Below are 20,614 nucleotides of genomic sequence, written 5' to 3' on the forward strand. Positions count from 1 at the left end.
CTTATGCATTTCAACGCTTACGGCGGGAACGGGGCGGCGCTCGCGGCGGCACTGGTCAACGCGACCGACTTCAGCCCGCCCGCGGTCGAGGCGATGCTGACCGAGCACCGGCTCCTGCGGGGCGCCGTCACGGCCGCGCAGGCCCAGGAGCTGCGGGCGTGGGCGCGCCGGCTCGACCCGGTGTTCGGCGAGGCCGGCCAGGATGTGCAGATCAAGCTGATCAACGACCTGCTCGACGTCACCGCGTCGAAGCCGTACGTCAGCGCCCACGACGGCCGCGAGCCTCACCTGCACTTCTACTCGCCGGACGCCGACATCGTCTCCAGGGCCAAGGACACCACCGCCGGCGGTCTGGCCATGTGCATGTCGTTCGCCGGCGGCGGCCGCCTGGGGCGCTGCGACCGGGAGGGCTGCGCCGTCGTCTACGTCGACACCTCGCGTAACGGACGGCGCCGGTTCTGCTCGCTGGCCTGCGCGAACAGGGTCAACGTGGCGGCGCACCGGGCGCGCCGGGTTGCCAGATGATCGGGAGGTCGCCTACGCTGGCAAGCGTCTTATCCCCGATCCGTGAGGGCAGTTGATTTGAGGATCTGAGGTCGCGGGCACCGCGCCGTTCCGCCCTGTCGTGGGCATTGCGCGCACACCTGGACCTCTGGCGACCTCCTCGCCCTCCTGTCGTGGACTCTCCTGTACGAGTTCCTGTGCGTTGCGCGCATCTGCGGTGATTCCCGCCAAGTCACGAAATTTCGACTTTTGTGATGGGAACCGCCTTATGTCTTTTTCTATTGTCGTCGACCACGTCTCCTTCGGCTGGCCCGACGGCACCAAGGTCCTTGACGGGCTCGACGCCGCCTTCCCGGCCGGCCGGACCGGGCTCATCGGGGTCAACGGGTCGGGCAAGTCCACCCTCTTGAAGATCATCGCTCATGAGCTGGTCCCGCAGTCCGGGTCGGTCTCCGTGTCCGGCCTGGTGGGATACCTGCCGCAGAACGTGCCGCTCGCGGCCGCCCGTACCGTCTCCGACCTGCTGGAGATCAGCGGCAAGCGGGCCGCGCTGCACGCCATCGAGAGCGGCGACGTCGCCGAGGAGCACTTCGCCGCGATCGGGGACGACTGGGACGTCGAGGAACGCGCGCAGGCCGAGCTCGACCGGCTCGGCCTGGCCCACATCGGGCTGGACCGCACCGTCGGCACGTTGTCCGGCGGCGAGACCATCATGGTCGCGCTCGCCGCCCAGCTGCTGAAGCGGCCCGACGTGCTGCTGCTCGACGAGCCCACCAACAACCTCGACCTCGAGGCGCGCGAGCGGCTCTACGCCGCCGTGTCCGCCTGGCCGGGCGTGCTGGTGGTGGTCAGCCACGACCGCACCCTGCTCGGGCTCGTCGACCAGGTCGCCGAGCTGCGCGAGGGCGTCATGCGCATGTACGGCGGCAACCTCGACGACTACGAGGAGCAGGTCGCGGCCGAGCAGGAGGCCGCCCTGCGCACCGTGCGCACCGCCGAGGGCGAGGTGCGACGGCAGCAACGCGAGCTGGTCGAGGCCAGGATCAGGATCGACAGGAACATCCGGGCCGGGAAGAAGGCGGCAGCCAACAACAAGGCGCCGAAGATCGTCGCCAACGGGCTCAAGCGGAAGGCCCAGGTGACCGCGGGCAAGCAGCGCAACCTGCACCTGGAGAAGCTGGAGGAGGCCCGTGAGCGGCTGAGCGAGGCCGAGCAGGTGGTGCGTGACGACGCGGAGATCCGCATCCAGTTGCCGGGCACCGAGGTCCCGGCCGGCCGCACCGTCCTCACCCTGGCCCTCGGCGGTCCCCAGGAGGATCGGGCAGGGGAAGGGCAGCCCGAGGTGACGGTGCTGGAGACGCTGGTCATTCGCGGCCCGGAGCGGATCGCGCTGCTCGGGCCGAACGGCTCCGGCAAGACCACGCTGCTCAAGCGGATCGTCGAGCGCGGCGCCCACGTGCCGGTCCGCTACCTGCCGCAGCGGCTCGACCTGCTGGACGACGCGCTGAGCGTGATGGACAACGTGCGCGCCGTGGCGCCGTCCGCCTCGGTCAACGAGGTGCGCGCCCGCCTGGCGCGGTTCCTGTTCAGGGGCGAGCGGGTCAACCAGGCCGTCGGCACGCTGTCCGGCGGCGAGCGGTTCCGCGCCACGCTCGCCGCGCTGCTGTCCGCCGAGCCGCCGCCGCAGCTGCTCCTGCTCGACGAGCCGACCAACAACCTCGACATGCCGAGCGTCCGCCAGCTGGCGCAGGCATTGGCGGCGTACCGGGGGGCGCTCATCGTGGCCAGCCACGACCTGCCGTTCCTGGAGACGATCGGCATCACCCGCCGGCTGCGCCAGGACAGGGAGGTTGGCCTGACGGAATCGTAATTGACGTGCAGGGAGCAACCGGGCGATAGTGTGGCAGGTGGCTGCACCCCGGTTGATCTCGTGCGTTCTCGCATTAGCGACACTTACCCTCACCGCGTGTTCCCCTGCCGTGCCGACGCCGGAAGGCGGCGAGCCGAGGGTCAGCGGCGTCGCCGGCGGCCAGGGCGACGCCGGGACCGGCGGGACGACGAGCAGCACCCCGAGCCCCACCGCGTTGACCCCCGAGGCGTACAAGGCGGAGCTCGGCAGCAGGCACAAGTCCATGACGGCCGCGATCAAGGGCATGGCGAGCGCGCGCGGGGTCAAGGCGCTCGACCAGCGGGTGGCGCGGGCCGAGGAGGCGCTGAGCGGGGCCGCCGACGCGCTGGCCGCGCTCGCCCCGCCCGACGCCGTACGCGCCCAGCACGACGCGTACGTGGCCAGCCTGCGGGACTTCGCCACCGAGCTGGGGAGCACGGAGGGCAAGGTCGGCGCCAGGGATCTGTGCACGTCGTCGGCCGTGCTCACCGACCTCGACGACAAGCTGGCCGCGCTCGACGAGGCGGGCGAGGCCCTGCAGAGCGCCGGCGACTACCCGGCCGACATCGTCGACGTGAAGGCCGCGCGCAAGCAGACCAGGCGGCTGAGCAACGGCGCGTTCGTCCGCAAGGGCAGCACGCTCAACGGCCGCAGCTCGCTGGAGATCGACAACGGCGCGCCGCGCGACGCCGTGGTCACCGTGGTGCGGGGCGGCAGCAAGGCGTTCAGCATTTACGTGCGCAAGAAGGCGAAGTTCAAGGTCCGGGGCGTGCGTGACGGCAGCTACAAGATCTTCTTCACGCACGGGGTGGACTGGGACGGCAAGAACAAGGCGTTCACCCGGGACTGCAGCTTCGAGCGGTTCCAGAAGTCGGTGACGTTCAAGACCACCTTCACCGCCACGCAGATCCGCTGGCACGACTGGCGGATCACGCTGCACGCCATTTCGGGCGGCAACGCCCGCACAGCCCCCGTGGACCCGGACGACTTCCCCGGCTGAGTGCGCCGAGGGCCGCGCACGCTGCCGTGCGCGGCCCTCGGCGATCGATCAGCTCGGCGATCGGATCAGGTCGAGAACAGCATGCCCACCCAGCTGCGCTGCCGGTGGTGGCCGTGGTGGTAGCCGCCACCGTGCGGCGCGCCCCAGGCCGGCCCGGGCCCGGGGGCGGGCGGCGGGGGAGCCGCGTGGTATTGCGTCTCCATCCGGGTCAGCGTCTCCAGCTCGCCGTAGTCGAGAAAGATCCCGCGGCAGTTGTCGCACTGCTCGATGTGGACGCCGTTGCGCTCATAGGTCCGCATATTCCCGCGGCACTTAGGGCACTGCATCTAAGTCGCTCTCCTTGGCATCGGGGCTTCCAGGATGAAACCTACCGCGCGCAACCCCGCCACGCTCGGACGATTCTGTTGCACGACTCGACTAACGAGTGTTCGACCTCATCGAGTTCCCGCCCGTCCCGCTCGGCGTTGACGACGGCCACGGCGGCCAGCTGCACGGTGAGCGCCCTGGCCGGCACGTCGAGCCGCTGCCACGGGTCGTCCCCCCGGCCGAGCGCGGGCCCCCCGGACGCCAGGTACGCGCCGAGGAACCGTTCCCACACCGCCGGATCCAGCAGCCCCGCGGCGTACCAGGCGGCCGGTCTGGCGAGGTCCCACGCCGGGTCGCCGACGCCGAGGTCGTCCACGTCGATGAGCAGCCAGCGGTCGCGGCAGACGAGCTGCCCCAGGTGCCAGTCACCGTGCGTCAGCAGCCCGGGCGCCGGCGTCGACTCCGGCAGCTCCTTGAACGCCCGTCTGATGAGCTGCTCGACGGGCCCGTCACCGGTCATGCGGTCCACCGCGCGGGCGGCCCGTGCGGGCCCTCCGGCGGCGGGCAGCGGCGGCAGGAACGTGAGGGGGATGGCGTGCAGCGCGGCCAGCAGCCTGGCGCCTTCCTCCCACGGCGCCGAGTCCGGGTCGTCCTGCGAGACGGGGTTGCCCGCGGGCCAGACCGTCACCGCGCGCCCGCCGGCCGACAACACCTCGGGGTGGAGCGGGGCCAGCATGACGCCGCTGACCGCGGCCGAGGCGGCGGCCCGCAGCCGGATGCGGAGCGCGTCGGCGTCGTCGCGGGCGGAATGGGCCTTGACCACGACCTCGCCCCTGCGTAACACGACGACGTCCGTACGCGTCGGATGCAACACGGGCGTTCCCGCGCCGCCGTACCTGGCGGCTATGCCCGCCAGCTCCTCCTCCAGACCCACTCGTACAGACTAGGGTGCATGAGAATCGGTTTCGCCGTACCCCTGTCAGGGCCCTGGGCCACGCCGGACAACATGCGCCGCATCGCCGTGCGGGCCGAGGAGCTCGGCTACCACGAGCTCTGGACGTTCCAGCGGCTGCTGTACCCGGTCGGGCACCGCATGGGGCCGACCTACCGCAGCGTTCATGACCCGCTCGTCACGCTGGCCCACCTGTCAGGCGTGACCGGCCGCATCGGGCTCGCCGTGGCGGTGATCAACGCGTACGTGCAGCCGGTGCTGCTCGCCAAGCAACTGGCCACGCTGCAGACGCTGTCCGGCGGCCGGCTCACGGCCGGGATCGGGCTCGGCTGGTTGCCGGAGGAGTTCGAGGCGTCGGGCGTGGGCTTCGAGCGGCGGGGGCGCAGGGGCGAGGAGTTCGTCGAGGTGCTGCGCCGGGCGTGGACGGATGACGTGGTCGAGCACCAGGGCGAGTTCTACCGGGTGCCGCCGGCGCACCTCGACCCCAAGCCCGTGCCGGGGCCGCCGCCGATCCTGCTCGGCGGCACCGCCGAGGTGGCGCTGCGCCGCGCCGCGCGGCTGGCCGACGGGTGGGTGAGCTCCAGCAGGGAGGACCTGACGGCCATCGCCGGGCGGGTGGAGCTGATCAAGTCGGCGCTGGCGGAGTCGGGGCGGGACGCGGGTGCGTTCAGGTTTGTGTGCCGCGGCGTCACCCAGGTCAGGGACGGCGGGGAGCGTCCGCTGACGGGGCCGTACGACAAGATCAGGCGGGACGTGGAGGAGCTGGCCGCCCGTGGTGTGACGGACGTCTTCCACGACCTCAACTTCGACCACGAGATCGTCACCGCGGACCCGAAGGAGGCCATGCGCCGCGCCGAGGAGGCACTGGAGGCGCTGGCGCCGTAGCCGCGGTTTGCGTCATCCCACGGCTGCGGGCACACCCCCGCACGTCGGCGCGGGTCCCTTTGGAGGGAGGAGGGGGCCCGCAAGTCGGTGCAGGGCTCCCTGGAGAGCGAAGGCGAGCCGCACGTCGGTGCGGGCCCCTTGGAGGGGGCGGCCGGGTGGTGAGGTGGTGCGCGGGAAGCGGACTAGCCGCCGCCGTACGGGACCGTGATGATCTCCAGGTTGTGGCCGTTCGGGTCGGACCAGTAGAGGCCGCGGCCTCCGTCGTTGGTGTTGATCCGCCCCGGCTCCTGGTGGAACGGGTCGGCCCAGTACGTGAGGCCGCGCTCCTGGATCCGTCTCCGGATCTGGTCGAACTCCTCGTCGCTCACGAGGAACGCGTAGTGCTGCGAGGGCACCGGGGCGTCGGTCTGGACCACGTCCAGCGAGACGTCGTTGTCGAGCGAGACCACGCGGAACGGGCCGTAGACCGGCGCCGGGTCCAGGCCGAGCACGTCGACGAGGAAGGCGGCGGTCTCGTCTCTGTCCTTGGCCGGCACGATGGTGTGGTTGAGATGGACAGCCATACCTCCACGCTATGCCAGGCGCAGCGCCTCGGCGGCGACGGAGTGCCGCAGCTCGCGGATGCCGTCGCGGCCCCGCACCGGATGCACGGCGTTGGTCAGCAGCACCACGGTGACCCGGCGCGCCGGGTCGATGAGGAGCGAGGTGCCGGTGAAGCCCGAATGGCCGTACGCGCCCCCGCCCAGCGGGCCCGTGATGGCCGGGTCGCCGATCCGCACGCCCAGCCCGTGGCGGAACGCGGCGCCCTCGGCGCCCTGGTCGCGCACCATCTCGGCCACGCTCTCCGGCCGCAGCACCGGCCCGCCGCCCAGCCGCAGCGTCTCACCGAAGGCCAGCAGGTCGTCCGCCGTGGCGAACACCCCGGCGTGGCCCGCCACGCCGCCCAGCGCGTACGCCGTCTCGTCGTGCACCTCGCCGCGCACGCAGCCGGGCCCCGGGCGCTCGCGCTTCCATTCCGTGGCGGCGACGCGCGCCTGCGCGCCCGGCCGGTAGCCCGTGTCGGCCAGGCCCAGCACGCCGGTGACGCGGGAGCGCACGAGCACGTCGAGGGGCGCGCCGCCGGCCAGCTCGGCCAGCCGGCCGGCCATGATCATGCCGACGTCGCTGTAGAGGTAAGGGCCGCCGACGGGGTGGGTGATCGGCGTGGTCAGCAGTGCGGCCATGCGCTCGGCCGGGTCCGCGGCGGGCAGCTCCAGGTCGATGCGGCGGGTCGGGGTCAGGCCCGCCGTGTGGGTGAGCAGCCGGCGGAGCGTGATGCGCCGGTCCAGCCCGGGAATCCAGGCGGCGGCCGGCTCGTCCAGGGCGATGCGGCCCTCCTCGGCCAGGGAGAGCAGCACGGCCGTGGTGAAGAGTTTGCTGACCGAGGCCAGGTCGAAGATCGAGTCGCGGCGTGCGGGCGGGCGGTCGGCGGCCAGGGTGCCGTCGGCGTCGGTGCAGCGTACGAGCGCGCCGGTCGCGGCCGCGGCGGCCACGGCGCCGTCCACGGCGATCAGCGCGACCGCCGCCGAGCAGACCCGCGGCACCGCATCGTCCAGGATCGCCCCCAGCCGGTCCGGCGACCGGGCAGGTTCTCCCCGCCGCTGCCCGCGGCCCGGTCGATCGGACATCCCCGTACCCCCTACAAGCCCCGTTGCCCCCGCTGGTGAGACCCCTCAGCCGCTCAGCGCGTCGCTGAGCCGCTCGCCGTGCGAGGTCAGCAGCGCCCGGGCCGCGTCCGCGTCGAGCCCGTGCTGGATCATCAGCACCGCGACCTTGGTCTGCCCGCCCGCCGCGTCCAGCGCCGCGCCGGCCGTCTCGTCGTCGGCTCCGGTGATGTCGCTGACCATGCGCAGCGCCCGCCCGGCGAGCTTGCTGTTCATGGCCGACATCTCGACCATCTGGTTGCCGTACGTGCGGCCGAGCTTGACCATGCAGATCGTGGAGATCATGTTCAGCACGAGCTTCTGGGCCGTGCCGGCCTTCAGCCGCGTCGACCCGGTCACCACCTCAGGCCCGACGACCACCTCGATCGCGTGCTCGGCGGCGGCCGACAGCGGCGCGCCCTCGTTGCACGACAGGCTCACGGTGAGCGCGCCGCGGACGGCCGCCTCGGCCAGCGCGCCCAGCACGAAAGGGGCCCGCCCGCTGGCGGACACACCCACCACCGAGTCCAGCGGGCCGACCGCCAGGTCGTTCAAGGCGGCGGCACCGGCCTCGGCGTCGTCCTCCGCGCCCTCGACGGACCGGGTGAGCGCGTCGGGTCCGCCCGCGATGATGCCCTGCACCAGCGAGGGGTCGGTGCCGAAGGTGGGCGGGCACTCGCTGGCGTCCAGCACGGCGAGCCGCCCCGAGGTGCCCGCGCCGACGTAGAGGAGCCGGCCGCCCTCGGCCATCCTGGCGGAGATCGCGTCGATGGCGCCCGAGATGGAAGGGATGGCCACCGCGACGGCCGCGGGCACGGCGGCGTCGGCCTGGTTCATCAGTCGGGCGATCTGCTCCGTCGGCAGCCGGTCGATCTGGCTGTAGCGGGGATCGCTCTGCTCGGTGGACAGCTCGCGTAGCGGATCAATCATGACGCTAATTTCCACCCTCATCTTCTCTCTTGTAAATATATTTCAGCACAATGGCCTCATGGCCTATGTGCGTACCGGAGTCGAACGGCTGTCGGCGGATCCCGCGCTCGCGGGAGGGGCCCGCCTCGGCCTTGTCACCAATCCCACCGGAGTCCTGCCCGACCTGACCCCGACGCCGGACGCGCTGCTGGCCGCGGGGCTGCGGCTGACCGCCATGTTCGGACCCGAACACGGCCTGCGCGGCACCGCCCAGGCGGACGGGAGCGAGGCCGACACGGTGGACGAGAGGACCGGCCTGCCGGTGCACGACACCCACAAGCTGTCGGGCGAGGCACTGGACAGGGTGGTGGCTGCCGCCGGCGTGGACACGCTGGTCTTCGACATCGCCGACGTGGGGACGCGGTTCTACACCTACGTCTGGACGATGTACGACATGATGGCGTCGGCCGCCCGGCTGGGGCTGCGGTTCGTGGTGCTGGACCGGCCCAACCCGCTCGGCGGGAACGTTACCGAGGGCCCCCTGCCCGATCCGGCGTTCGCGAGCTTCGTGGGCAGGTTCCCGCTGCCGATCCGGCACGGCAGGACGGCCGGTGAGCTGGCCCTGCTGTTCGGGTTCGACCTGGACCTGACCGTGGTGGAGATGGAGGGCTGGCGGCGCGACATGGCCTACGCCGAGACCGGCCTGCCGTGGGTGATGCCGTCGGTCAACATGCCGACCCTGGACACCGCGCTCGTCTACCCGGGGACCGGCCTGTTCGAAGGGACGAACTTCTCCGAGGGGCGCGGCACGACCAGGCCGTTCGAGCTGGTCGGAGCTCCCTACGCCGACGCGCGCTTCGCCTCCGAGCTCAATGCGCTCGGCCTGCCCGGCGTGCGGTTCCGGGAGGTGTGGTTCACCCCGATGTTCCACAAGCACGCCGGGATCCCCGTACGCGGGGTGCAGGTGCACGTGCACGACCGGGATGCGTTCCGGCCGGTGCTGACGGGCCTGTCCATGCTGCACGTGGCCCGCACGCTCTACCCGGACGACTTCGGCCTGCTGGAGTTCCTCGACGACCTGTGGGGCTCCGGCACGCTGACGAGCCGCCTGAAGGCCGGTGAGGACCCCCGCGACCTGTGCCCGCCGCCCGGATGCCCGGCGGGACGGCTGCTCTATGCGTGACATCACACCAGGTCGCGCCGGTAGAGCCAGAAGACGCGCTCGGCCCGCGCGCCCACGGCACGCGAGTAGAAGCGCAGCGGCCCGACCCAGCCGATCTGCGCGCTGGCCTGGCCCGCGGCCCGCTGCTCGGCCAGGCACCTGCGCAGCAGCACCCGGCCGAGGCCGAGCCCGCGAGCGGCCGGCGCGGTCCCCATCGGCCCGAACCAGGCCGGCCGGGCCCCCCAGGCGGCGAAGGCGATGATCGTGCCGTCGCGCTCGGCGTAGTGCAGGCCGGCCGCGTTGGCCGCCTCCCACGCCCACCGCTCGTTCCAGTGCTCGGCGACGAACGCGGCGACCCGCTCCCGGTCCTCGCCGGCCGCGCGCACGGCCACCCCCGCCTTCTCCAGGCGCGGCAGGTCCTCCTCGACGGACAGGTCGCCGGTCAGGTCGGCCGTCATGTTCCAGGCCACGTGGTAGCGCTCGTAGCCGAGGCTCTCGGCCAGGCAGGCGGCGGCGGTGTAGCGCACGTCGATGCCGGGCCAGGCGTAGCACGGCGGGTTCCCGGCCCAGCGGGCCTGCCGCGCGCCCTGGTCGCGCAACCATTCCTCGGCTGCCAGCACCAGCGCCCGGCCGCGCCCCTGTCCCTGCGCCGACGGGTGCACCGCCAGCAGGTCGAGGTGGCCGACGCCGGGGTCCTCGGACGACAGGGACGCCATCACGACGCCGCCGTCCACGGTCAGCGCCGTCCACCGCCGGTCGGCCGGCGGCCGCGACAGCCGCGCCACGAGGGCCGCGCCCTCCCCGGTGTCCAGCGTCAGCGCGGCCTCGGCGATCGTCGCCGCCTCGGCGAGCTGTGCAGACGTCATCACACCTCGCTCATCGGGCGGGCGATGACGCTGCGGCGCTCGGGGTAGAAGCACGCGTGCTCCTGCGGCACCCCCTCTGTCAGCTGCAGCAGCGGCCGCTCGCTCGTGCACCGCTCGCCCCGGAACGGGCAGCGGCGGACGAACAGGCAGCCCTCGTCGGCCTGGCTGTCGTCCAGCGTCTCCAGCGGCATCACCGGCTGCTCGCCCGGCTGCTCCAGGCCGTGCAGCACCGGGATGGCCGACAGCAGCGCCTGCGTGTAGGGGTGCACGGGATCGGCGATGACCGTGTCCACCGTGCCGCGCTCCACCACCTGCCCACGATAGATCACGTACAGCTCGCCGTCGTCGCCGATGTAGCGGGCCGTGGCCACGTCGTGCGTGATGAACAGCACGCTCACGCCGAGCCGCTCACGCAGGTCCTTCAGCAGCGCCAGGATGCCCAGCCGCAGCGACACGTCGATCATCGAGACGGCCTCGTCGGCGACCAGCATCTCCGGGTCCACGGTCAGCGCCCGCGCGATGACGACGCGCTGCCGCATGCCGCCGGACAGCTGGTGCGGGTAACGCGCCAGCACGGAGCCCGGGTCCAGGCCCACCAGCGTCAGCACCTCGGCCGCCCGCTCCTCGATCCATGACGAGGACCGTCCGGTCTGGCCGGCCCGCAGGCTCAGCGGCGCGTACAGGGTCTGGTGGATCGTCCTCGTCGGGTTCAGCGCCGAGTACGGGTCCTGGTGGATCATCTGGATCTTGCGGAAGTGCGGCTGCCGGTGCTTGGGCTTCAACGACGACATCGCGACGCCGTCGATGACCATCTCGCCCCCGTCGTACGTCTCCAGCCCCGCGATGATCCGCCCCAGCGTGGTCTTGCCACACCCGGACTCGCCGATGAACGACGCCGCGCCGCCCTTCGGAATCGCGAAGTCGACGCCGCGCAGCGCCTGGACCTCCCGCGCGCCGAGCACCTTGCCCCGCTGCTTGAACGTCTTGACGATGCCGGTCCCGGTGATCACGCGTGCTCCTTCACGTTCACGGCATGGCAGGCCACGACTCGCGGCCCGTCGGACAGCGCCGCCGGGTCCACGGTGTCGCAGACGTCCATGCGCAGCGGGCAGCGCTCTCTGAACACGCAACCCTCCTTCGGCACGGTCGCCAGCGTCGGCGGCCGTCCCGGCAACGCCTGTGCCTCGTCGATGTCGCCGACGAGCCGTGGAATGGCCTTGATCAGCCCTCTGGTGTACGGGTGCCGCGGCGCGCCGAGCACCTGCCTCGTGGGGCCCTGCTCGACCAGGCGGCCGCCGTACATGACGGCCAGCCGGTCGGCGACCTCCGCCACCACGCCGATGTCGTGCGTGATCACCAGGGTGGTCAGGCCACGCTCGGCGTGCACCTCGCGCACGATCTTCAGGATATTGGCCTGCGTGATCATGTCGAGCGCGGTCGTCGGCTCGTCCAGCACCACCAGGTGGGCGTTGAGCACCAGCGCCAGCATGATGCCGACCCGCTGGCGCATGCCGCCGGACAGCTCGTGCTGGTGCGAGTCGAGCACCCTGGCCCCGTCCAGCCCCATCCGGCCGAGCAGCTCCTTGGCCTCGCGCACCAGGCCGCGCAGGTCGTCCACCCCGTGCGAGCGGCCCAGGTCGAGCAGCTGCTTGCCGACCGTCTTGAGCGGGTTGAGGGAGTTCTGGGCGGCCTGGAAGACGTACCCGACGTGCTTGCCGCGCGCCTTGCGCAGGTCCTCGCCGCGCAGCGCGACCACGTCGCCGAGCCCGTCGATGTCGACGCTGCCCGCCGCGATCCTGCCCGGCGGCTGCACCGCGTTCAGCAGCGACAACGCCAGCGTGGACTTGCCGGAGCCGGACTCGCCGACGATGCCGGTGATGGTGCCGGGCTCGAGCGTCAGCGTCACGTCCCTGACGGCGGGCAGCTCGCCCGCGGGGGTCTTGTAGACGACCGTGAGGCCGTCGACGCGCACTCCCGGCGCTTGTTTGGCCAGGCGGCCTTCGGCCTCCTGACTAAGAGCGCTGTGTCTAATGGTGCCCTCGCTTCGCTGGGTCACGTGTTCTACTCCTCGCGCAGCCGGGGGTTGAAGATCTCGTCCATGGCGTCGACCACGAGCACGATGGCCAGCGTCAACAGCAGGATCGCCAGCAGCGGCCCGAGCAGGAAGCCGAGCGCGCTCGGCACGGTCAGCGCGCCGGAGCGGAACACGGCCGTGTTGAGCATCTGGCCCCAGTTGTTCGACTCGTAGGGCAGCACGCCCAGGAAGAACAGGCCGACCTGCGAGTACACGCCGCCGGTGATCGCGATCAGCATGTTCATCGCGATGTACGGCGCCATGCTCGGCAGCAGCTCCTTGCCCACGATGTGCGAGGTGGACAGCCCGAGCCCGCGCGCCGCCTCGATGAAGCCGCGCTCGCGCAGCGACAACGTCTGCGACCGCACCGCCCGCGCCACGCCGCCCCAGCTGAGCAGCCCCAGCACCAGGCCCATCTGCACGGCGCTGCTGAACTTCCACACGGTGGACAGCACCAGCAGCAGCGGCAGGCCGGGAATGGTCAGCTTCATGTCGGTCAGCCGCATGAGAACCGTGTCCCAGCGGCCCCGCTTGAAGCCGGAGAACAGCCCGATCCCGGTGCCCACGACCACCGTGATGACGGCGGTCACGAGCGCCGCGAGCAGCACGTACCGCGACCCGGTCACCACCAGCGCGATGACGTCCCTGCCCTGGTCGTCGGTGCCGAGCCAGTGCTCCCAGCTCGGCGGCCTGGTGATCTGGTCGGGGTCGCCGGGCAGCGGGTTCGGGTAGAACATCGGCCCGAACACGCCCATGAACACGAACCCGATCATGAGCGCCGCGCCCACCAGGCGGCTGGGCTTGCGCTTCATGACCCGCCAGACGCCCCGCCAGAAGTTGCGGCGCATCGCGGCGCTGGTGGATGAGCTCTCCAGGAGAACACTCATGCCGACACCTCCTCCCCGCTGCGCACCCGCGGGTCGATCACGCTGTAGAACAGGTCAGCGAGGATGTTCGCCACGATGATCGCGACCGTGATCAGCAGGAACGCCCCGCCCATCAGCGCGTAGTCGCGCATCGTGATGCTGTCGAGCAGCAGCTTGCCGAGCCCCGGATAGTTGAAGATGCGCTCGATGAACACCGCGCCGCCCAGCAGCAGACCCAGCGACAACGCCAGGATCGTGAACAGCGGCAGGATCGCGTTGCGCGCGATGTACCTGAAGATGATCGACCGCTTCATCCCGCGCAGCTCGGCGGCCAGGATGAAGTCGTCGCCGAGCACCGTGACGACGCTTGACTTCATCGCCAGGATCCAGCCGCCGTACGCCGACAGCGCGTACGTCGCCACCGGCAGCACCGCGTGCTCGGCCAGCGAGCCGATGTAGCCGGCGTTGAACCCGGGCTCGAAGAGGATGTCCACGGGCCCGTCGCTCGGCAGGATCGGGATGAGCGTGGCGAAGATCGCGCCCAGCAGCAGCCCCAGCACGTACTGGGGCACGCCGTGCAGCAGCGATCCGGAGATCGCCAGCACGTCGCCGAGCTTGCCGCTGCGCTTGATGGCCGCGTAGACGCCCATGATGATGCCGACGAGGAAGCTCAGCAGCGTCCCGGCCAGCACCGGTAGAACGGTCCACTTGGCCGCCTCGGCCAGCACGTCCGTGACCGGCGCGCCGGCGTGGGTGACGGACTGGCCGAGGTCGAACGTGAACAGCCCCGAGATGTAGTCGCCGTACTGCGCCCAGAGGGAGCCCTTCGGCTGGAACCCGTACAGCACACGCGTGGCCTGCTCGGCCGCCTCGGGCGACATGCCCTGCTCGATCAGTTTCTGCGTGTGCGCGGCGACGGGGTCGCCGGGGATGCTCCTGACGATGAAGAAACTGATCGTGGCGACGACCAGGATCATGACGACCCCGCGGGCCAGATGGCCCGCGAGCCTGCGTGCGATAGCAATCATGTATTACTGCTTCTTCTTGACCATGCCGAGCTGCATCCACACCCCCGCGGGGAGGCGCAGCACGTCGCTGTCCTGCTCAGGCCAGCCGCCGAACCGCGTGGTGTTGGTGAACTGCGTGTTCACGTAGTCCCACAGCTGGATCGCCGGGAGGTCCTGATTGGCTGTCTTGGCGAGCTGCGCCATGATGGGCTTGGCCTCCTCGGCGGAGACCGCGTTCAGCTTGGCGGTCAGCTCACCGGGGTTGACCTTGCCGACGCCCTCGACGTCGATCTCCTCTGCGCTGCCCATCCAGTTGCCGCCCTTGCCCGGCGCGCTGTGCGCGACCTTGCCGGCGACGTTGGTCCAGCCGTTGGAGGCGCCATAGAGGCGCTGGAAGATGTCGTACGGCGCGGGGCCGAGCGCCATCAGCCAGAAGCCGACGTCATACTTGCCTGCTGCGATCTCCTCCAGGTAGACGGGGTAGTCCGCGACGGTCACGACCTCGGCGTCGACGCCGTTCGCGACCAGCTGGCTCTTGATGTTCTCCTGCGCGGAGATCCAGTCGGAGAACGGCGCGGGCGCGGTCATGGTGACCTTCCACGGCGAGCCGTCGGCCAGCGTCCACTTGCCGTCCTTCTTCTGCAGGCCGGCCTGCTTGAACTCCGCCTCCGCCTTGGCCACGTCGTGCTTGTACGGCTCCAGGGCGGCCAGCTCCGAGCCGATCCACTCCTGGGCCGGCTTCTGGTGGATGCCGGAGGTCGTCACGGCCGGGGTGCCGCCCTCGGGCGAGGCCACCTTGGTGACCTGCTCGCGGTCGATCAGGTACGCCAGGCCGCGGCGCACGTGCACGTTGTCGTACGGCTTCTTCGACTGGTTGAACGCCATGCCGACGGCCACCGGCGAGAAGCCCCTGATGACGTTGGAGCCGGGCGCCTGCTTGATCCGGTTCATCACGTCGCTGGGCATGGCGGTGAAGCCTGCCTGGTCGAGCTTGCCGGCGCTCAGGTAGTTCCAGATCTGCTCGTTGCCGCTGTAGTTGAGGAACTTGACCTGGTCAGGAACGATGTTCGTGGCGTTGTAGAAGTTCTTGTTCTTCAGCAGCAGCGCCTCGCCGGGGTTGACCCGCTCCAGCACGAACGGGCCGGCGGAGACGTCCTTCGGCGGAGCGAAGGCGAGGACCTTCTGGCCGATGGCGAGGATCTCCTCGCGAGCCTTGTCGGCCGCGTCGCCGGTGCCCTTGGAGGCCTTGAGCTTGTCCCAGAAGTCGGCGGGCAGCACGCTGCTCCACACATGCGCGGGGACGACGAAGCTGTCCATGACGCCCCGGGCGAACTTCGCGCTGGGGTTGCTCATGTCCTGGGTGATCTTGACGGTCTTGTCGTCGACGACCTGGATGTCGGCCGCCGCACCGGCCGCGCCCGGCGTGACCGCGAACGCGGTGCTGCCGGTCGTGTAGGCGATGCCCAAGGACAGCTTGACGTCCTCGGCGGTGATGGGCTTGCCGTCGGACCACTTGCCGTTCGGCTGCAGGTGAAGGGTGATCGAGGAGTTGTCGGGCGCGATGTCCCACTTCGCCGCGATGCCCGGGTAGAACTGGTTGGGGTCGGTAAGATGGTTCTTAACCCAGCCGAGCTTCATCGCGTTGTAGCCCAGGAAAGAGTTGCCCTTCGGCGCCCACGGGTTCGCGGGGCCGCTGGCATCGAGGCCTGGCTTGAGCACGTCGACCGTGGTGAAGAGGCCGCCACCGCCGCCTGAGCCGCTGGAATTGTTGGTTGAACCGCCGCTGCACGCCGCTGTCGCGGTGGCAAGGCCCAGCAACGCCACTACCGCTGCCAGTCGCTTCATTTGCCGCTCCGGGGGATGTCGGACCTGTTGAGGATCTAGGGATGACCCGGACACTACGAGCGCCCCACATCTGCGTCAATAATCTCCAGATGTTGTGAGGCTAATGTAACTTTCCTTCATCAGTGTGCGGACTGAAGCTAAGCGCCGTCAAGTAAAACTTCAGCGGATGACAAGCACGGCAGCCCCGTTGACCTGGTCGTTCGCCAGATCGGTGAGCGCCTGGGCGGCTGTGTCGAAGGCGTAGGGCGCGATTTTCACGCGCGGCGGATGCGCCAGAGCGAGCTCCAAATAGGCCCGCCCGTCGGCCCTGGTGTTGGCGGTGACACTGCGCAGGGTGCGCTCCTGGAACAGGTGCCGGTCGTAGTTCAGCACCGGGACGTCGGTCAGGTGGATCCCGGCGATCGCGAGCGTCCCGCCGCGGTCGAGCGCCTCCAGCGCGGGCGGCACCAGGTCGCCCACCGGCGCGAACAGGATGGCCGAGTCCAGCGGCTCAGGCGGCCGGTCACCGGCCGAGGCCGCGCCCAGCTCCAGAGCCAGCGCACGGGAGGCGGCCGACCTCGTCACCGCGTGCACGGTGGCGCCCTGCGCGATGGCCGCCTGCGCGGTCAGGTGCGCCGACGCCCCGAACCCGTAGATGCCGAGGCGCCCGCCCGCCGGCAGGTCGCAGCGTGCCAGTGCCCGGTAGCCGATGATCCCCGCGCACAGCAGCGGCGCCAGCCGTTCGGCGGGCACGTCGTCCGGCAGGGCGTAGACGTAGTCCGCGGGGGCCGTCAGGTATTCGGCGAACCCGCCGTCGGCGTCCCACCCCGTATAGCTCGAGTGCGGGCAGAGGTTCTCCATCCCCCTGGCGCAATACCGGCACTTTCCGCAGGTGGAGCGGAGCCAGGCCACGCCGACCCGCTGCCCGGTGCCCACGACCCGGCCGACCGCCTGGTGTCCTGGGGTGGTGAGCGGCCGGCGCGGCTGGAGGTCGCCCTCCGCCAGGTGCAGGTCGGTACGGCACACGCCGCACGCCTCCACCCGTACCAGCACCTCGTCCGGCCCTGGCTCGGGAACGTCCCGCTCGACCAGCGCCAGCGGCCCGGAGGCCATCGGCCCCGGCTCGCCCACCACCCACGCTTTCACGAGCTGAGACGCGAGTAAGCGAGCGAGGCGTAGAGCGCGGCGCCGTCCGGCAGCACCGCGTCGTCGAACACGGCTTCGGGGGAGTGGTTGTACGGCGCCGTGGCCGGGTCCCGGTCCGGTGGGCACGCACCCAGGAAGACGAACGCCCCGGGCACCTCCTCCAGCACGTACGAGAAGTCCTCCGACCCCATGATCGGCTGCGGCGAGACGAAATAGCGGCCGGGGCCGAACAACTCGTCCGCCGTCCTCCCCGCGAACTCGGCCTCGCTCTGGTCGTTCACCGTGACCGGGTAGCCCATCCCGAACGACGCCTCGACCTCCAGCCCGTGCGCCGCCGCGATGCCCTGCACGACCTCCACCAGCCTGCGCTTGATCAGCGTCCGGTTGTCCTGGCTGAACGTGCGCACCGTGGCCTCGAACCTGGCCTCGTCCGGGATCACGTTGTCCGCCGACCCGCCGTGGAAGCTCCCGACCGTCACCACCACCGGGTCGAACACGTCGAACGTCCTGGTCACCATCGACTGCAGCGCCGTGACCATCTCGCACCCCGCCTGGATCGGGTCCAGCGCACGGTGCGGCGTCGAGCCGTGCCCGCCGCGCCCCTTCACCGTCACGAGGAACGTGTCCGCCGCCGCCATGATCGGCCCAGGACGCGACGCGAACAGCCCGTTGGGCAACATCGCCGACACGACGTGCATGCCGTACGCCGCGACCGGGCGCGCGCCCGCCGCCTCCAGCACGCCCTCGTTGATCATGTACTTGGCGCCCTCGTGCCCCTCCTCACCCGGCTGGAACATGAAGATCACATCGCCGGCCAGCTCGTCGCGCCGGGCGCTCAGCAGGTGCGCCGCCCCCGCCAGCATCGCGGTGTGCAGGTCGTGCCCGCACGCGTGCATCTGGCCGGGCAGCTGGGAGACGTACGGCAGGTCGTTCTTCTCCGTCACGGGCAGCGCGTCCATGTCCCCGCGCAGCAGCACCGCAGGGCCCGGCCGGCCGCCCCGCAGCACGGCGGTCACCGAGCTGAGCGCCGTGCCTGTCTTGATCTCCAGCGGCAGGCCGTCCAGCGCCGCCAGCACCTTCTCCTGGGTCCGGGGAAGGTGCAGGCCCAGCTCGGGAGTGGTGTGGAGGGAGTGCCTGAGGTGGACCAGCTCGTCCCGCATGTCCAGCGCGGATTCAGTGAACGACATGAGGAACATTGTTCACCTACCAGCACGGAAGTCGACAAGGCGCGCTCGATACGATGGCCGCGTGACTCAGCGTAAGCGGATCGACTCCTGGTTGTCCGACATGGACGGCGTTCTCGTCCACGAGGGACGGCCGGTTCCCGGTGCGGACGAATTCATCAAACGGCTCAGCGAATCCGGCAAGAAGTTCAGGGTTCTCACCAACAACTCCATCTACACCCAGCGCGACCTGTCGGTGCGCCTGGCCGGGGCCGGCCTGGAGGTGCCCGCCGCGTCCATCTGGACCTCCGCGCTGGCCACCGCCCAGTTCCTCGACGACCAGCGGCCCGGCGGGTCCGCGTACGTGATCGGCGAGGCCGGGCTGACCACGGCCCTGCACGAGGTCGGCTACATCCTCACCGACCTCGACCCCGACTATGTGGTGCTCGGCGAGACCCGGACCTACAGCTTCACCCAGATCACCCGAGCCATCCGCCTCATCGAGGGCGGCGCTCGTTTCATCGCCACCAACCCCGACCCCATCGGCCCCTCCACCGAGGGCTCCCTGCCGGCCTGCGGCGCCGTGGCCGCCCTCATCACCAAGGCCACCGGCGTCGCCCCCTACTTCGTCGGCAAGCCCAATCCCCGCATGATGCGCAGCGCGCTCAACGACATCGAGGCCCACAGCGAGACCACCGCGATGATCGGCGACCGCATGGACACCGACATCGTCTCCGGCATGGAGGCCGGGCTCTACACCATCCTCGTCCTCACGGGCGTCACCCGGCGCGACGAGGTCGACCGCTACCCCTACCGGCCCTCGCTCGTCGTCGACTCGGTGGCCGACCTGATTGACCTCATCTGAACCTGACCCCTCCTGACAGGTATGAATGGGAAGCTGACCTGTCATGACCCGCTTGTACCTGGAGATCGGCCCCAAGAAGGTGTTCGCCTGCTCGCTCGACTGGCCCGGCTGGTGCCGGATCGCCAAGGGCGAGGAGGCGGCCATCGAGCGCCTCATGGAATACGTGCCCCGCTACCGCGTCGTGGCCGAGCGCGCCGGCGTGCCCTTCGAACCGGGCGACCCGGTGGTGGTGGCCCGGGTGCCCGGGAGCCCCACGAGCGACTTCGGCGTGCCGTACGCGGTGCCCGACCTGGACCAGGAGCCGCTTCCTGCCGAGGAGGCCGCGCGCGGCGTCGCCCTGATGAAGGCCGCCTGGGAGTTGTTCGACGAGGTCGCCGCGGCCTCGCCGGAGGAGCTCCGCAAGGGCCCGCGCGGGGGCGGGCGGGACCGTACCAAGATCGTGGACCACGTGGTGGAGGCCGAGCGAGGCTACGCCCGCATGGTCGGCGTCCGCCACAAGCCCTTCACGTCGACCGCCGACCGTGACGCCATGCGCGCCGAGCTGGCCGAGGTCCTCTCCCGGCCGTGGGCCCCGCCCCAGACGGCCAAGTGGCCGCCCCGGTATGCCCTCAGGCGGATCGCCTGGCATGTCATCGACCACCTGTGGGAGATCGAAGACCGGGTGTAAGAAAACCGCTCCCGAGGGCCTTACACGCGGCCGACGCGTCCGCGCACTCTCTGCAATCATGTGCTGACAGAAAGTGGGACCCGGCTAGAGTAAGTAGCCAGGTCCCTTCCGGTGACCCTACGGGAGGGACGCGTGAACGTACAGAGCGAGATCGAGGACTTGAAGGTCCGCGTAGGCGATCTAGAGGTGATCGCGGGGAGGAGGGGTGTAGTGACACGCCACTCTATGGAGCTGGACAATCACGCGGATCTGATTTGGGACGTGCGACGGCGACAGGAGGCCATGCAGCTCGACGTCTCGGAGATCAAGGGCGACATGGGCGTGGTGAAGGTCGACCTTGCGAGGATGCAGGGTCGCATCACGGAGGTGAGGGTCGACATCACGGGCGTCCAGAAGGAGATGAACGAGCGGTTCACCGCCGTCGACGCCGAGATCTCGGCCATTCGCTCGGATGTATCGGACCTCGACTCCAAGGTCTCGACCCTCGACTCCAAGGTCTCGACGCTCGACTCCAAGGTCTCGACGCTTGACGCCAAGCTGGATCGGGTCCTGGACAAGATCGGGGCGTAGGTGTCGCGGAGCCCTCGGTCCGCGGTGGGCCGGGGGCTTTGTCGATTCATGGGTGAAACGGAACCCGCCACACTGGGTCACTGATTACCATCGCTACTGATTGCAACCGCATGGTGACGCAAACCGGGGACCGCCTGGGCCGAGCTGGGCGAGGACGTCGCCGCCGAACAGACCGAGGTCGCGGGGCCCACGAGTTCGGCTCCGTGCGTTCCGAGATGCTGGATCTGGGCATCAAGCTCGATCGGCTGCTAAATCGGGACGGATGCCGTTAATCGCTC

At 70.6% G+C, this 20,614-nt stretch carries 21 protein-coding genes; 8 read left to right on the forward strand and 13 right to left on the reverse strand.

Annotated features, from left to right (window positions below):
* The first annotated feature begins 3 nt into the window (after positions 1-3).
* The 3 genes from EDD27_RS12130 to EDD27_RS12140 all read left to right on the forward strand — a co-directional run bounded on the left by EDD27_RS12130 (position 4) and on the right by EDD27_RS12140 (position 3,392).
* Complete coding sequence (locus tag EDD27_RS12130; RefSeq protein ID WP_127932507.1) at positions 4-525, forward strand: CGNR zinc finger domain-containing protein; 522 nt, start codon at positions 4-6, stop codon at positions 523-525.
* Positions 526-772: 247 nt separating this feature from the next.
* On the forward strand, positions 773-2,374 hold the full coding sequence (locus EDD27_RS12135; RefSeq protein ID WP_127932508.1) for an ABC-F family ATP-binding cassette domain-containing protein: 1,602 nt from the start codon (positions 773-775) through the stop codon (positions 2,372-2,374).
* A 109-nt stretch (positions 2,375-2,483) separates the two neighbouring features.
* Positions 2,484-3,392: a hypothetical protein gene (locus EDD27_RS12140; protein WP_127932509.1), complete on the forward strand. Its 909-nt coding sequence runs from the start codon at positions 2,484-2,486 to the stop codon at positions 3,390-3,392.
* Positions 3,393-3,457: 65 nt separating this feature from the next.
* Here EDD27_RS12140 and EDD27_RS12145 read toward each other — a convergent pair whose 3' ends face one another.
* Complete coding sequence (locus EDD27_RS12145) at positions 3,458-3,718, reverse strand: TFIIB-type zinc ribbon-containing protein (protein ID WP_127932510.1); 261 nt, start codon at positions 3,716-3,718, stop codon at positions 3,458-3,460.
* A gap of 41 nt (positions 3,719-3,759) precedes the next feature.
* Entirely contained in the window at positions 3,760-4,632 is an 873-nt protein-coding gene (locus EDD27_RS12150) for a phosphotransferase (protein WP_127932511.1), read from the reverse strand.
* Positions 4,633-4,650: 18 nt separating this feature from the next.
* Between EDD27_RS12150 and EDD27_RS12155 the strand changes: the two genes are divergently transcribed.
* Entirely contained in the window at positions 4,651-5,535 is an 885-nt protein-coding gene (locus tag EDD27_RS12155) for a TIGR03619 family F420-dependent LLM class oxidoreductase (protein ID WP_127932512.1), read from the forward strand.
* Between the two features lie 182 nt (positions 5,536-5,717).
* Here EDD27_RS12155 and EDD27_RS12160 read toward each other — a convergent pair whose 3' ends face one another.
* From EDD27_RS12160 to murQ, 3 genes are read right to left on the reverse strand one after another with little or no spacing between them, the layout of a single operon-like run.
* The gene (locus EDD27_RS12160) at positions 5,718-6,098 is read right to left on the reverse strand and encodes a VOC family protein (protein ID WP_127932513.1); all 381 of its coding nucleotides are present in this window, start codon (positions 6,096-6,098) and stop codon (positions 5,718-5,720) included.
* A gap of 9 nt (positions 6,099-6,107) precedes the next feature.
* Positions 6,108-7,202: a serine hydrolase domain-containing protein gene (locus EDD27_RS12165; protein ID WP_241563992.1), complete on the reverse strand. Its 1,095-nt coding sequence runs from the start codon at positions 7,200-7,202 to the stop codon at positions 6,108-6,110.
* 45 nt (positions 7,203-7,247) lie between these two features.
* Positions 7,248-8,147 (reverse strand): N-acetylmuramic acid 6-phosphate etherase, encoded by a 900-nt coding sequence (gene murQ / locus EDD27_RS12170; protein ID WP_127932514.1) that lies wholly within the window; start codon positions 8,145-8,147, stop codon positions 7,248-7,250.
* 58 nt (positions 8,148-8,205) lie between these two features.
* Here murQ and EDD27_RS12175 point away from each other — a divergent pair, with 58 nt between their 5' ends.
* Positions 8,206-9,309 (forward strand): exo-beta-N-acetylmuramidase NamZ family protein, encoded by a 1,104-nt coding sequence (locus EDD27_RS12175; protein ID WP_127932515.1) that lies wholly within the window; start codon positions 8,206-8,208, stop codon positions 9,307-9,309.
* 2 nt (positions 9,310-9,311) lie between these two features.
* Here the strand turns inward: EDD27_RS12175 and EDD27_RS12180 are convergent, their stop codons facing one another.
* The 8 genes from EDD27_RS12180 to EDD27_RS12215 form a co-directional block, all read right to left on the reverse strand.
* Complete coding sequence (locus tag EDD27_RS12180; protein ID WP_127932516.1) at positions 9,312-10,154, reverse strand: GNAT family N-acetyltransferase; 843 nt, start codon at positions 10,152-10,154, stop codon at positions 9,312-9,314.
* On the reverse strand, positions 10,154-11,164 hold the full coding sequence (locus EDD27_RS12185) for an ABC transporter ATP-binding protein (RefSeq protein WP_127932517.1): 1,011 nt from the start codon (positions 11,162-11,164) through the stop codon (positions 10,154-10,156). The genes EDD27_RS12180 and EDD27_RS12185 overlap by 1 nt, the downstream gene beginning before the upstream one ends.
* The gene (locus EDD27_RS12190; RefSeq protein ID WP_241563993.1) at positions 11,161-12,210 is read right to left on the reverse strand and encodes an ABC transporter ATP-binding protein; all 1,050 of its coding nucleotides are present in this window, start codon (positions 12,208-12,210) and stop codon (positions 11,161-11,163) included. The genes EDD27_RS12185 and EDD27_RS12190 overlap by 4 nt, the downstream gene beginning before the upstream one ends.
* 5 nt (positions 12,211-12,215) lie before the next feature.
* Entirely contained in the window at positions 12,216-13,115 is a 900-nt protein-coding gene (locus EDD27_RS12195; RefSeq protein ID WP_127932518.1) for an ABC transporter permease, read from the reverse strand.
* Positions 13,112-14,122: an ABC transporter permease gene (locus tag EDD27_RS12200; RefSeq protein ID WP_127932519.1), complete on the reverse strand. Its 1,011-nt coding sequence runs from the start codon at positions 14,120-14,122 to the stop codon at positions 13,112-13,114. Before EDD27_RS12200 ends, EDD27_RS12195 begins: the two co-directional genes overlap by 4 nt.
* A gap of 3 nt (positions 14,123-14,125) precedes the next feature.
* The gene (locus EDD27_RS12205; RefSeq protein ID WP_127932520.1) at positions 14,126-15,946 is read right to left on the reverse strand and encodes an ABC transporter substrate-binding protein; all 1,821 of its coding nucleotides are present in this window, start codon (positions 15,944-15,946) and stop codon (positions 14,126-14,128) included.
* A gap of 159 nt (positions 15,947-16,105) precedes the next feature.
* Positions 16,106-17,071 carry a zinc-dependent alcohol dehydrogenase family protein gene (locus tag EDD27_RS12210; RefSeq protein ID WP_164903585.1) on the reverse strand — a complete coding sequence of 322 codons (966 nt, stop codon included), beginning with the start codon at positions 17,069-17,071 and terminating at the stop codon, positions 16,106-16,108.
* On the reverse strand, positions 17,068-18,258 hold the full coding sequence (locus EDD27_RS12215) for a M20 metallopeptidase family protein (RefSeq protein ID WP_127932521.1): 1,191 nt from the start codon (positions 18,256-18,258) through the stop codon (positions 17,068-17,070). The genes EDD27_RS12210 and EDD27_RS12215 overlap by 4 nt, the downstream gene beginning before the upstream one ends.
* Positions 18,259-18,319: 61 nt before the next feature.
* Between EDD27_RS12215 and EDD27_RS12220 the strand changes: the two genes are divergently transcribed.
* From EDD27_RS12220 to EDD27_RS12230, 3 genes are all read left to right on the forward strand, one after another.
* The gene (locus EDD27_RS12220; protein ID WP_127932522.1) at positions 18,320-19,099 is read left to right on the forward strand and encodes an HAD-IIA family hydrolase; all 780 of its coding nucleotides are present in this window, start codon (positions 18,320-18,322) and stop codon (positions 19,097-19,099) included.
* Positions 19,100-19,142: 43 nt separating this feature from the next.
* Positions 19,143-19,766: a hypothetical protein gene (locus tag EDD27_RS12225; RefSeq protein WP_127932523.1), complete on the forward strand. Its 624-nt coding sequence runs from the start codon at positions 19,143-19,145 to the stop codon at positions 19,764-19,766.
* Between the two features lie 132 nt (positions 19,767-19,898).
* A complete protein-coding gene (locus tag EDD27_RS12230) occupies positions 19,899-20,336 on the forward strand; it encodes a hypothetical protein (RefSeq protein ID WP_127932524.1) in 438 nt (145 codons plus the stop codon).
* The last annotated feature ends 278 nt before the right edge of the window (positions 20,337-20,614 follow it).

The organism is Nonomuraea polychroma (genome assembly GCF_004011505.1).
GTDB classification, from domain to species: domain Bacteria; phylum Actinomycetota; class Actinomycetes; order Streptosporangiales; family Streptosporangiaceae; genus Nonomuraea; species Nonomuraea polychroma.

What these genes read in the sequence shown, in the direction of transcription:
- EDD27_RS12215 (WP_127932521.1), bottom strand. Translation starts at nt 18,258, where the DNA reads ATGTCGTTCACTGAATCCGCGCTGGACATGCGGGACGAGCTGGTCCAC.
- murQ (WP_127932514.1), bottom strand. Translation starts at nt 8,147, where the DNA reads ATGATTGATCCGCTACGCGAGCTGTCCACCGAGCAGAGCGATCCCCGC.
- EDD27_RS12205 (WP_127932520.1), bottom strand. Translation starts at nt 15,946, where the DNA reads ATGAAGCGACTGGCAGCGGTAGTGGCGTTGCTGGGCCTTGCCACCGCG.
- EDD27_RS12135 (WP_127932508.1), top strand. Translation starts at nt 773, where the DNA reads ATGTCTTTTTCTATTGTCGTCGACCACGTCTCCTTCGGCTGGCCCGAC.
- EDD27_RS12175 (WP_127932515.1), top strand. Translation starts at nt 8,206, where the DNA reads ATGGCCTATGTGCGTACCGGAGTCGAACGGCTGTCGGCGGATCCCGCG.
- EDD27_RS12195 (WP_127932518.1), bottom strand. Translation starts at nt 13,115, where the DNA reads ATGAGTGTTCTCCTGGAGAGCTCATCCACCAGCGCCGCGATGCGCCGC.
- EDD27_RS12155 (WP_127932512.1), top strand. Translation starts at nt 4,651, where the DNA reads ATGAGAATCGGTTTCGCCGTACCCCTGTCAGGGCCCTGGGCCACGCCG.
- EDD27_RS12130 (WP_127932507.1), top strand. Translation starts at nt 4, where the DNA reads ATGCATTTCAACGCTTACGGCGGGAACGGGGCGGCGCTCGCGGCGGCA.
- EDD27_RS12225 (WP_127932523.1), top strand. Translation starts at nt 19,143, where the DNA reads ATGACCCGCTTGTACCTGGAGATCGGCCCCAAGAAGGTGTTCGCCTGC.
- EDD27_RS12160 (WP_127932513.1), bottom strand. Translation starts at nt 6,098, where the DNA reads ATGGCTGTCCATCTCAACCACACCATCGTGCCGGCCAAGGACAGAGAC.
- EDD27_RS12165 (WP_241563992.1), bottom strand. Translation starts at nt 7,202, where the DNA reads ATGTCCGATCGACCGGGCCGCGGGCAGCGGCGGGGAGAACCTGCCCGG.
- EDD27_RS12145 (WP_127932510.1), bottom strand. Translation starts at nt 3,718, where the DNA reads ATGCAGTGCCCTAAGTGCCGCGGGAATATGCGGACCTATGAGCGCAAC.
- EDD27_RS12200 (WP_127932519.1), bottom strand. Translation starts at nt 14,122, where the DNA reads ATGATTGCTATCGCACGCAGGCTCGCGGGCCATCTGGCCCGCGGGGTC.
- EDD27_RS12180 (WP_127932516.1), bottom strand. Translation starts at nt 10,154, where the DNA reads ATGACGTCTGCACAGCTCGCCGAGGCGGCGACGATCGCCGAGGCCGCG.